The organism is Candidatus Saccharimonadales bacterium (assembly GCA_036397795.1).
Taxonomy (GTDB): Bacteria; Patescibacteriota; Saccharimonadia; order Saccharimonadales; family DASWIF01; genus DASWIF01.
This window is the reverse complement of record DASWIF010000037.1, coordinates 22949-33769: the sequence shown is the minus strand read 5'-3', so window position 1 is coordinate 33769 and position 10821 is coordinate 22949. Positions and strand designations below refer to the sequence as shown.

General features: G+C 50.7%; 9 protein-coding genes and 1 riboswitch. Of the genes, 1 reads left to right on the top strand and 8 read right to left on the bottom strand.

Annotated features, from left to right (window positions below):
- From VGA08_02215 to VGA08_02185, 7 genes are all read right to left on the bottom strand, one after another.
- A partial coding sequence (locus tag VGA08_02215; GenBank protein ID HEX9679412.1) for an excinuclease ABC subunit UvrC occupies positions 1–1431 on the bottom strand: 1431 nt, incomplete at its 3' end.
- 23 nt (positions 1432–1454) lie between these two features.
- Positions 1455–3803 carry a D-alanyl-D-alanine carboxypeptidase family protein gene (locus VGA08_02210; GenBank protein ID HEX9679411.1) on the bottom strand — a complete coding sequence of 783 codons (2349 nt, stop codon included), beginning with the start codon at positions 3801–3803 and terminating at the stop codon, positions 1455–1457.
- A gap of 4 nt (positions 3804–3807) precedes the next feature.
- Positions 3808–4215 carry a hypothetical protein gene (locus tag VGA08_02205; GenBank protein HEX9679410.1) on the bottom strand — a complete coding sequence of 136 codons (408 nt, stop codon included), beginning with the start codon at positions 4213–4215 and terminating at the stop codon, positions 3808–3810.
- Between the two features lie 394 nt (positions 4216–4609).
- Positions 4610–5794, bottom strand: coding sequence for a hypothetical protein (locus tag VGA08_02200; GenBank protein HEX9679409.1), 1185 nt, complete (start codon positions 5792–5794; stop codon positions 4610–4612).
- 117 nt (positions 5795–5911) lie between these two features.
- Positions 5912–6985: a hypothetical protein gene (locus VGA08_02195; protein HEX9679408.1), complete on the bottom strand. Its 1074-nt coding sequence runs from the start codon at positions 6983–6985 to the stop codon at positions 5912–5914.
- Positions 6986–7145: 160 nt separating this feature from the next.
- On the bottom strand, positions 7146–7994 hold the full coding sequence (locus VGA08_02190; GenBank protein HEX9679407.1) for a hypothetical protein: 849 nt from the start codon (positions 7992–7994) through the stop codon (positions 7146–7148).
- A 445-nt stretch (positions 7995–8439) separates the two neighbouring features.
- A riboswitch (cyclic di-GMP riboswitch) is annotated at positions 8440–8523 on the bottom strand.
- A 38-nt stretch (positions 8524–8561) separates the two neighbouring features.
- A complete protein-coding gene (locus tag VGA08_02185; GenBank protein HEX9679406.1) occupies positions 8562–9437 on the bottom strand; it encodes a rhodanese-related sulfurtransferase in 876 nt (291 codons plus the stop codon).
- Between the two features lie 62 nt (positions 9438–9499).
- Here VGA08_02185 and VGA08_02180 point away from each other — a divergent pair, with 62 nt between their 5' ends.
- Positions 9500–10090 (top strand): YqaA family protein, encoded by a 591-nt coding sequence (locus tag VGA08_02180; GenBank protein HEX9679405.1) that lies wholly within the window; start codon positions 9500–9502, stop codon positions 10088–10090.
- Positions 10091–10299: 209 nt separating this feature from the next.
- Here the strand turns inward: VGA08_02180 and VGA08_02175 are convergent, their stop codons facing one another.
- Positions 10300–10821: a hypothetical protein gene (locus VGA08_02175; GenBank protein HEX9679404.1), complete on the bottom strand. Its 522-nt coding sequence runs from the start codon at positions 10819–10821 to the stop codon at positions 10300–10302.

Here is a 10821-nt window from a genome sequence, read left to right as displayed (position 1 = left end):
GGTCGAACGAAGGTATTGTTTAATCAATCTGGCCTTACTGGTACCCACGGTTCGCGCTAACTCCCATTCTCTAGCCTGAATCACACCGCGGATACTGCCAAATTCCTTGATTAATTTTTTTCTGGTGGCCACCCCGACGGTCGGAATACCCTCCAATAAACTGGCGGTTTGGCGTTTGGTTTTAACCGTTGAATGGTAGCTAATGGCAAATCGGTGCGACTCGTCACGCACCCGCTGGAGCAATTTGATTATGTCGCTCTGTGCATCGAGTTTAATAAGTTCAAATCGCCCGCCAGAAACTCTAACGATCTGCTCATGCCGTTTTGCCAAGCCGATAGCCGGAATCGACAACCCTCGCTCCGCCATGGCGGATAGCGCGCTGCTGAGCTGGCCTTTGCCGCCATCGACCAACAACAAATCCGGTTTTGGCCAATTTTCATGGCGGCCGGAAAACCGCCGGCTGATAACTTCTCGCATGTGGGCAAAGTCGTCATTGCCGGGAAGCCGTAATTTGAACTTACGGTACTGTGATTTATCTGGTATCCCCCTGGTAAAAACCACCAGGCTGGCAACTGTGTCCTGACCGGACATATGGGAGATATCATAGCCCTCGATACGTTTTGGTTCTGAATCTAGATTAAGCAATTTTTTTAGCCCGTTGAGCCCTTTGTCCTTGCTAATATCCATAAACTCGCGGTCGCCAAAAATAACCTGCTGCCTCAAGGCCTTTAGAGCCGATAACTGGTTTCGGTAATTGGCCGCCGCTTCAAAATCCTTGCGGTTGGCCGCCTGCTTCATGTCTTTTTCTATGTCTTTAAGTAGCGCCACCCGCCGCCCGGTTATGTATTTGATCAGCTGCCGCAAGTTGTATCGGTACTGATCCAGGGTGGTTTTATTTTCTTCCAAGCCGGGCGATAAACCGATATGGTAGTCCAATGATACTCGGCTCTTATTCAGCAGTTTTTTCATATCATATGGAAAAATCCGCCGTAGATACTTCATGGCGCGCCTAACCCCGTAAGGACTGGTAAACGGGCCGTAGTACTCCGCCCCATCGTCCAGCGGCCGGCGAGTATATTGCACCGTCGGGTGCGCGCTTTTGATATCGATCCGGACAAATAAATCAGACTTGTCGTCTCTCAACTCAATGTTATATCGCGGTTTGTAGCGTTTAATCAGCTCGGCTTCTAAAAATAATGCGTCGATCTCCGACTCGGTTTCGATCCAATCGATATCGACGATCTCCGCTACCAAAGCTTCGGTTTTAGGATCACGGTTCCGAGACTGCTGGAAGTACTGCCTAACTCGGTTTTTCAGCACCGCTGCCTTGCCGACATAAATTACCTGTCCGGCTTTGTTTTTATGAAAGTAAACTCCGGACTTAGTTGGCAGTTTCTTAAGTTTATGCTTAATTTCATCGGTGACGCTCACCCCAAGATTATCTCACAGGGCTTTTAATAGCCTTCATCGGTATAAATAACTGGGACGCCTACATGGCGGTTTGGATTTTGACCATGATTTCCCCAGGCTATCTCAGGAGTTTCGTATCTTGCTTCTACGTAAAGCATCATACCAACGGCCTCTTCTAGCTCATTGCCTAGCCCGTCCACCCCGCTGGGGTAGTAAGATTTTACATTAACTAAAATTAGCTGTCCTAACCCTGATGCTGAAGATCGAGCGGTTATTTCGCCTCGTTTAAGCTCGTTGTGCACTTCTTTCCAGCGAGACCGGTCAGATTTTTTATCACCGTAAGTATAGTTCGGTATACCCACCCATCCCCCCGATTCTGCTTTTACGATTTTATGTAGGGCCTCTGATTCTGCCCAGCTGGCTGGAACATTTGCAACTTTTGCAGCCGACCTAAAAAGATCTGTCAAATCATCACTCCCCGGCTCATAGTAGTCTTTTCTTTCGTAACCTAGTTCTTTCTTTTCTTTACCTGAGTTATCTTTCTTTTTGTCTCCTTTACCTGTGTTTTCCTTTGAGCCGTCTTCTTTTTTATCATCATCCTTTTGAGGATTGAGTAGATCGCTTAGCGGGCGGCCAATATATTCCCAGTGCCAGGCTTCTTCACTCCCGACGCCGTCGTGAGCCCAATCTGGATTAACCCAACCATAATCATGCGCGCGCTCTATCAACCATCCATACTCCTCATCCGTAAACTTTAAGGCAACGCTACTGGTACTTGAATCCTGATCGCCGAAATCGATGGCCAACCCCCAGCCATGATTAGACCGCCCTGGTGTGGCCGCCATATATCCCTTGCCTTGATCCTCCCACCATTTTTTTGTCGCGACCTGTTGATCATAGCTGCGGTAAGTATCAACAAGTTCCAGATTATGACCAAACTTGTCTTTAAACGCCGTGTTAAGTAATCGAAATGCCTCTGCTGCGTCAGGAAATAGCTGTTCTGCTCCCCAGGCTGAACCAAGTATGTCAAGTTGATCCGATCTTAACCTCCCACTTTCCCCATTCAGTGCTTGACTTTGTAATTCTTGCTTTATTTCATATCCCTTTTTATTAAATAGTTCTTTATACTTGTCCCTTTTTTCAGCTTCATCGCCTTTTTCTTTTGGCTCTTTGGGGCTTGGCTTTTCTGACTTAGGTTCGACCCACTTTTTGTCATCATGCGGCGCAAGAATAGTATCGTCGATCTCTAACTTATCAGGGTTAACTAGCCAGGGGTTCAGTTCCAGTAATACACCCGTCGTAATTTTTAACCGGCGCGAAATTTCACCCAAAGTATCACCAGGCTTTACCCGATAATCACGCAGGCCGGGTATCAACACCTTATCATCTGGCATTGTTCCGTTTAGACCGAGCAGACGCCCTCGTGAATCCGCGCGTTTTTGGATAGGATCGTTGGCTGGATGTTCAAGTATGACCTTGGCTTTAGTGTCTGGGATATACCTCTGTGCCAATTTTGTTAACTCCTCACCGGTAATTCCATCCTTTGGCACGGTAAAGTACCCGCCATCCGCGTACTTTGGCTTTTCACCACCAGTAATGTCATCCTCGGGATCAAAAATTCTCTCTGTTGATATTGTTTTGGGTAATTTGGGATTGCCGGTATCAATCGGTGGCGGTTCCCCTGGGGGGATAACGGTATTGCGCCGCAGCAGCTGCTTAGGTGGTTTTATGTGCGTCGGAAGTTTCTGGTCAACGTTAATCGTAAACACCGGGGCTTGAGCAGTCTGCTCTGGTCCGGAAATTAATACATTCAGCGACGAGTCATGAAGCTGCGCTGGTACTGTGTTGGCTATTGGCACGGCAGCCTGTGTCGAATCTACTATTTCAACTGCAGGTGGTTCAACTGACGCCCCTGGTGGCATAATAACTGTGGTAGCAGCGGCAATACCGCCGATGGCAGCTTTGGTTTGAGGTTTTCTGTGGCCATTACCTGCCTCCGGCTCATCGTCGGTTGGAACATATTCCAAAAATAAACCTCTAATCCCTCTTATAGGAGGAGCTTCCGGTAAGCCGGGAGGATTTTGCTCAACGATGCTTAGACCGTGCCTATCCAGGGCATTGGCGAGTCTACCCGCTAAGGCATCAGTGTGAGGATCTAATCCCTCGCCTAAGGCCCTTTCAAAGTTTCCACGCCGTCTAGCATCTGCCTCGAGAACATTTTTAATTATATCTTCTGGCTTCCGACCTTCGCTCCCCATAACCAAAACTCCGATTAATATTTTGCGCGTATCAGTTGTTGTGTTGTCAGATTGTAGGAGAACAAAGCGGCGCGGCCGGATGACGAGATTGTTCGCGAAGGTTAAGCCCCCACGTTCATTCTCGCCATCCGGCAATCAACTAGTCGCCTATGACTTCCCTCCTGCTTCGATGCCAGACCGAGTGAAGCGTCAGCACCACAACGGCCACGAGAATACCACCAGCAACGAGGACTCTGATTCCAATCCCCACACCAAGAGTGCCACCTTGGAGTCCGGACGCGTCTTCGACAAATCCACGCGATAGCCATGCGGCAATCATCCCGACAGCCACTGTCCATGGGTAGTTGAGCGTCCCGGGAGCCACCCATCTCGTCAGCATGTAAACCGTGAACGCTCCGCCGAGAAGGAAGGCTGTCTTGAATACAGCCCACATACCTTCTCTCTCGCCCAAGGTGCCGTTGGCTCCCGAGTCATATTGGCTCTTCATGAACACCACAGCCACCAGAAGGAACAACATGATGAACATGGTGGCCCAGAAGATCTTCATAAAGCGACGAGACTTCTCGGGGTTCGCTCGCAACAACGTAAGGTCCGGGGCTTCTCTTCTCTTGTCGGGCAACATTACATATCCTCTCTTCTCACGGAATGACTTGTTCCAGTATCCGTTGGCCGACTCCACTCACTACTACCAGCGCCGCCACCATGACGATGCTCGCCGTAATGAATAGGCCAATCAGCAAATCGCGTACCATCCCCACCAGCATGAGGCAGAGGAGACGTGATAGTTTACTCATACCTCCTCCAGTGCCGGGAAAACCGTTTGTTCTCCTCTGACAACACAACAACTGATTACACGCTGGTAACAGGCAGACAAGCTTTAGATGGTGGCTCATGTCGGAGAGCGGCCTTATATATGGGCCGCCCTCCGACACCGAGACTCCTTATCCCTCGCTCACCTCGAGTAGGTCGCTGCCAGCGCAGAGCTTGTTTCCAAGCTTTATGCGCTTGAGAGTAAGGTTGATAGGGCCGTTCTTGATCGGCGGTCCGATCTTGAGCCCCTGTCCGGCAATTTCTCGGGCGTACCCGTCCGCCGAGTCTGAGATGGCCTGAGCCACCTCACTCTGCCTGACGAGCGTCAAGCCGAGCGGAAAGATCCCTTCGTGTTCGAGAAATTCCAAAATCGCCGGACGAAGAGCCTTCCACAGCTCGCGGTAGAGCGCGTCGAGACAGGCCTCGTGCTCGAAAAACGCCCGACTCATCACCTTGGCTAGGCCTTCGTTCAGCACGACCAAGGCTTGCGGGTCGTTTGGCAGCGTCCCACGAGTGTAGAACGTGCCATAGACGTTGCGGTCATACACCGCCTTGTAGCGGCGGTCAAACCGCTTGACTTGCACCGGAAAAACCTCCGGATCCGTCAGGAACGTGTCTGGGATATTCCCGAAACGACGCCCATCGTCGCTACGGATGCGGTCGCCGTCGATAACGACCCCTTCCCAGGGCAAGTAGACGGCGTAACGCCCCCTGTCGTCGCTCTTGATCTCGAGCGCCGTCCGCCCATCGCTGTCGGTATACAGCTTGAGCGGCACTGAGATGGGGGCTTTGACCTTGACCGTCATCTCCGGCGGCGCGTTGGGCCCGTCGGCAGACATGAACGACGTCGTAGTTACGATATCGCCCAGTACCGGCCCCAAAGCCAGGTTGACTTTGGGGTTGACGAAGTCCTTTAACACCGGCTTGAGCGGCGGCAAGGGACTGCCAATGTCTGGCGGCAACGACGAATCTTCACTGGCGATGGTCGTTGACGTCGGGTCGGTCACGTCGATCACCGGGACGGTGGTCGCGGTGGTATTGGTCGTAGCCGGCGGCCTGATAGCCCCGTCGGTGGTTGACGTCATGCCGCCAATAGCGACAATCGGATCAGTTGGTGACCGCGCTTGTTCGCCTCCCATGCTGAAGACGATCAAGACCACGGCGGCAACTAGAGCCACGCCCAAAAACACTGCCGTAGCTGATATCCATCGATTGGCAGTCTTGGCCGCCAGCCACCAGGCGATGAATAGTCTTGGCGCTTTCACAAGTGTGAAGCGCCGACGGACAACCTGGTCGCCCAGCTGGTATTTCGTCATCTCGCACCTTCTTACTAGACTAGTAGCTTGTCTGCTACCAGCATGTAATCAGTTCTAACTAATTTGATCGCATGACTTAATGGTGGTTTGGCGCGGCTGTTTTGGCCGCGCCATTTTCTAATTCGACGCTGGACAGATGCTTTTTAGCAAAATGTCATCTCGCGGAACCGAGTCATGTAGCTGGCCGTCGCTATCGCGCCACCTAATTTCAGTCTTAAAGTAAGCACTAAAGTCAGCCGCCTTAAGCTCCATTTCCTCGGCCACTTGACGAGCGGCTTTAACATCCGAGCAGGCAGCGGCGTGGTTTCGTCGATAAGCCTCCTCTACCATCGGGTCGATGATGGTCTCACCCAAAGGGCCGAGTTGGCCAGCCTGCGCTAGTACGCCCGGCTTAGCGTCGGTGCCGACAGTAGAAACCTCGAAACCGGCGTGTACTAAGCTCGGCAGGTCAAAAGTCAGCTCTAAGGTATCGACTCGACCGCCGGAATCTCCCCAACCGACTTCCATTCTGGAGGACGTTTGGTATAGCCTTTCGCCGTCGCCGATAAAGTAGAGGGTTTCATCGTCGCTGCCCCCCGGCAACCAGCCGTATATCGACCAGGTTACCTCGATTGATTCATTCCTCTGCACCTCGACCCGGCCTAGCCGAAAACTGGCTTCAATCATTTTTGGCAGAGTCTGTTGAAGTTCCGTCAACGTGAGTTGAGATTGGCTAAGCAGGGTTTTATGGGCCGCCAATTGAGCCTGCGCCTCCGTGAGGTCCAGCTGCATGAAATCGATGGTTTGGTCTTTGCCAAGTAGTTGATTATTCAGCTGAGTATTAGCTTCTTCTAATGTTTTATTATCAGTTTGGAGTTTGGAAATGGTGCCGGTTTGTCGCCTTAGCTGCTCCAGCATAGGCGATAACTCTTCAACGTAGCCGGGCGCCTGTCCCGGAACCGTGTCCGGGTTGAGAGACCGAACCACTGGCTGATCCGGAGACGGATCAGCTCCTCTATCGGCGGCCCAGATACCAACCGCTACTACCGCGGTCAGCGCCGTGGCGCCTACAACTCTTTTAAGCTGTCGAAATCGTTTGTCGTTTTCCGGCGAGGTAGGTTGTTCGACCCAAATTGGGTCGTCCGCCGCTGCGGTTTGAGTTTCAGGCAGCGAAGACGGTATGAAAACCGTTCTGTCAGTAGTTTGTGTCATCTTGCTATCCCCTTTCTTGGGTTAATTAGGGCAAGACAAACCACCGCTAAATCATGCAATCAAATAATTCTGACTACGAGTTCGAGGGATGCAATGTGGCCTTTTTTAGGTAGTGTAAGCCGCGTCGGCTGATTAGCAAACGCGGCTTACACACCACTCTCTACAAATCCTCTCTTCCGTCGTAAACGACCCCGAGGTCGATGTCTGGAGCACGGTGTCCGCCGGCTGGTACGGAGACATCGACGATGCCGTCACCATCACGGTCGTAACCGTCCGGGTTGTCCTGCGCAAGCAAGTCATTGCATCGGTCAAAGTACACGCCGGTATACGTGACTTGCGCTTCGATCTCAGCCTGTGCCAATACCTCTGACAGTAAGCTGTCGATTGTCCAAGCCGCTGAACATTGGGCAAGAACCATCAAATCTTGGTTGTCGAACACTCGGCTCTCAGCCGCAATCTTCATCTCGCGCCGTGCCGTTGCGTCACTGGTGTCAGCTCCGCCAATCTGGCCTACCCACTGGAGGAACCCGACCGCGTTGGCCGCCTTGGGGTTACGACTCAGCGGTTCAGACCACACGGTGGCCTGTTTGAACGCTGGTATCAACGTTACACTCAGATCACCATCACTAGCCGTGACGGTGACGTTCTCGGCCGGGACAGTGGCCGTGGCCAGATAGAAACCGTGCTCGAGCAAAATCCGCTCGGCCTCAGTTCCTCCCTTGTACCACGTTTGCCGGCCGGCTGCATGCGCCAGGAACCAACTTTCGCCAAATTCCTGGTTGGTGCCCAGCGCCACAACACTGAGATGCACCAGCTCGGTGTCGTCAACCGTTCTCTCTCCGAAGATCCCGTCCATCGTATCAGCGAACGCACCTGGGATGCCGGCTACGAAGCCGAATGGGTTCAGGCGGGAGATCACAAGGAGCAGCGCTATGACAACCGCCATAACGACTACCGCCTTGCTGAAATTGCGCCTCAATATGCGAGGCAATTCGGATAGTATACTCATGAATCACCTCACTTGTTCGGTCACATTACATCCGAACTCGTAATCAGAATTTAGTATTTGTTAAGGTTCATAAATCAACCAAAAATAGCTAATTTATTGGTTCATGTAGTTAGGTAGAGAGCCCAGTGCAAACTAAAAGGTGCGAGCTTTAAAGCTATACTTAGCACTTCAGGACCGTGATAAGCGTGGTCGCACTTCGCTGGCCCTTTGAACTCTCATCCCTAGCTACATGGCGCCGCCCACTAGTAAATGCCAACAGGCCTCGCTAATATGCGGGGCCACGCAGCTAAAGACCGGTCGCTTTTTTTTGTGTCAAAGCGACCCACTTTGTGGACACTAAATAGGTCAACATACTAATCTAGAGATGCCCACATTTGGAGTCCCAAAATTCTGCTAAACAAATAAGTTCAGTCGGGTCGACTGAACTTCATGGTTTTTTACCAAAAGGCCAGCTGCCCGGTTTCGCTACTCGCTCCGCGTCCTCCAAGCGACCAACTACAGAAGACGTTTCATTGCTCACAACTTAAATGTTTCTAAAAATAATTATTAACGCATAAGGCTGACTTGTCAAGCACTTTGGTGCTGAATCTGATTTATAGCCGTCTGGCAGCCGGCCGAGCAGGCAGTTTGACCTTGGCAGTCATCACAAACCAGCATCAATCGGTTGCAGGTTTTGTCCGCGCAATTTATATAAGCGCTGGTGGCTGATCCGCAGTGCCAGCAATCACCGATGTCTTTAACTTTGTCGGAAAATGCCAAGCTCATCCGATTGTCAAACACAAAGCACTTGCCCTCCCAGAGGCCGTCATCCTTAAACTCTTGGCCATATTTTACAATGCCGCCATCAAGATGATAGACCTCCTCAAAGCCTTTATGGCTCATGTAGGCCGACAGATACTCGCAGCGGATGTCACCCGTACAATACGTCAGCACCGGCTGGTCCTTAGGCAACACCTCTAGCAGCGGCTTTATCTCCCGGAAATTGTTAATCTTCGGTTTTATCAAATTTTTTGCCTTGAAGTGGCCAATCTGGCTTTCATAATGATTGCGGGCGTCTAACACAACCGTTTGCGGGTGGTCCTTCAGATATTGGTGCCAATCCTTGGGCCGCAGACCTCGGCTGCTATTAAAAATATCGAATTTTTCTTCCGGTGCTAACGTGACTAGCTCCGGCCGGACTTTGACACTCAGGCGTGGAAAATCATCCGGGCCGCCGTCGCTCCACTTGAATTTGATGCCTTTAAACAACCCGGTTTCTTTTATGGCCTTAATGTATGTTTTAAGACTGCCTACCTTACCGCCCAACGTACCGTTAATACCCTGGTCGGCGACGATAATCCGCCCCTTTAGACCCAGTCGCTTACACAGTTCTTGTTGCCACAACTTTATTGCGGCGGGATCTTTTAAGACTACGAATTTGTAATACAAAATCACCTTATGCATGTTGGTTCATTTTAGATGATTGGCATAGCTTAAGGCTAGTTATGATTGTAAACTTAAATTCTGTGGCGACCGCTAAACTAACCCCTATTAAACGGCTCTACCGCTGGTTTGAAGCCCGCGCTGATCGGCCAAATGCCGACCGGGCCTTGTTCGGCTTTAGTTTTATTGAAGCCATAATATTTCCAATTCCGCCTGATCCGCTCTTAATGGCGATGATATTTTCACGCCCTCAGCGCTGGCTCAGATTGGTACTAATAACTATCGGGGCTTCGCTTTTGGGCGGAATTTTTGGCTATATTTTAGGCGTCGGCTTGTTTGAAACTATCGGTCAATGGCTGATTGAAACATTTAATCTCCAAGCCGGGTTTAATGAACTTGGACAACGCTATCAAGAAGGAGCGTTCGTGGTTGTTCTGACCGCGGCGTTTACGCCGATTCCGTTTAAGTTGGTAACACTGACTGCCGGTGCGTTTAGTATTAATTTTGTCGTTTTTATTTTGGGCGCGCTACTCGGCCGAAGCCTTCGCTTCTTTGGCCTGGGATATCTGGCCCGGTACTTGGGCGAAAATCATAAAACCAAGATTGAAAAGTATATCGATATCGTTTCGTTCATGGCGATCGCTCTGATTCTTCTGGCTTTGTTGCTGGTTTAGGCTCGTCGTGTAAATCGGCTAGGTCAATTCCGCTATCAACAAGGATTATGATCGCCCAGGCCGCTCTTAGCTCCGCTCCAACCTGCCTGTTATAACTCGGTCTTTCGGTTGGCTCAGCGGTCGGCTTTTCTACCGGCCCCCAGGGTGTATATAATATTTCGGTTTTTGGGATCACCTGACAACAGATTACCTATCAAACTTATGCTTTGTCAACTGAGTCGTGAATTTTTACCTTCTTCATAAATAACCAGCTCTTTTAAGGGAACATGGTGCCATTCGAGCGGATTAAGTAGGCGTCCCACTAGCTCCGGCGTAAATGGGCTGACTAGGCGCTTCAGTTTCGGATGGCTTTTGGCTAAATCGTCACAATCTAACTTGCCTTGCGTAAAACTCTCACTAGCCTGCTCGGCAAAATATGTTCTTAATGTCTCATCGAACATTACTTCATTCTGGTCTATCCCTTCGGCTCTAATTAACGCCACCAGGCAGTTTTTCAAAGTATTAGCTAGACTTCTGTAATCAGGTTTAAGCGGCCGGCCCTCTTCCAGTGGATAATCGGCGATTATGGCATCGGTCTCCCTTGGATAATAGGTGATTATGGCATCAGTCTCCCTTGCTAAATTGTCATCTGATAAACACAAGGCGTCCTGGATAAAGCCAGCACAAAATTGGGTTGCTATTTTGCGCAACTGCGCCGTAAGATCAGTCTCGGCAGCGCGCTCGCCGGCCAT

Coding starts and splice junctions, on each gene's coding strand:
- VGA08_02205 (HEX9679410.1), bottom strand. CDS start 4,215: ATGAAGATCTTCTGGGCCACCATGTTCATCATGTTGTTCCTTCTGGTG.
- VGA08_02200 (HEX9679409.1), bottom strand. CDS start 5,794: ATGACGAAATACCAGCTGGGCGACCAGGTTGTCCGTCGGCGCTTCACA.
- VGA08_02195 (HEX9679408.1), bottom strand. CDS start 6,985: ATGACACAAACTACTGACAGAACGGTTTTCATACCGTCTTCGCTGCCT.
- VGA08_02190 (HEX9679407.1), bottom strand. CDS start 7,994: ATGAGTATACTATCCGAATTGCCTCGCATATTGAGGCGCAATTTCAGC.
- VGA08_02185 (HEX9679406.1), bottom strand. CDS start 9,437: ATGCATAAGGTGATTTTGTATTACAAATTCGTAGTCTTAAAAGATCCC.
- VGA08_02175 (HEX9679404.1), bottom strand. CDS start 10,821: ATGGCCGGCGAGCGCGCTGCCGAGACTGATCTTACGGCGCAGTTGCGC.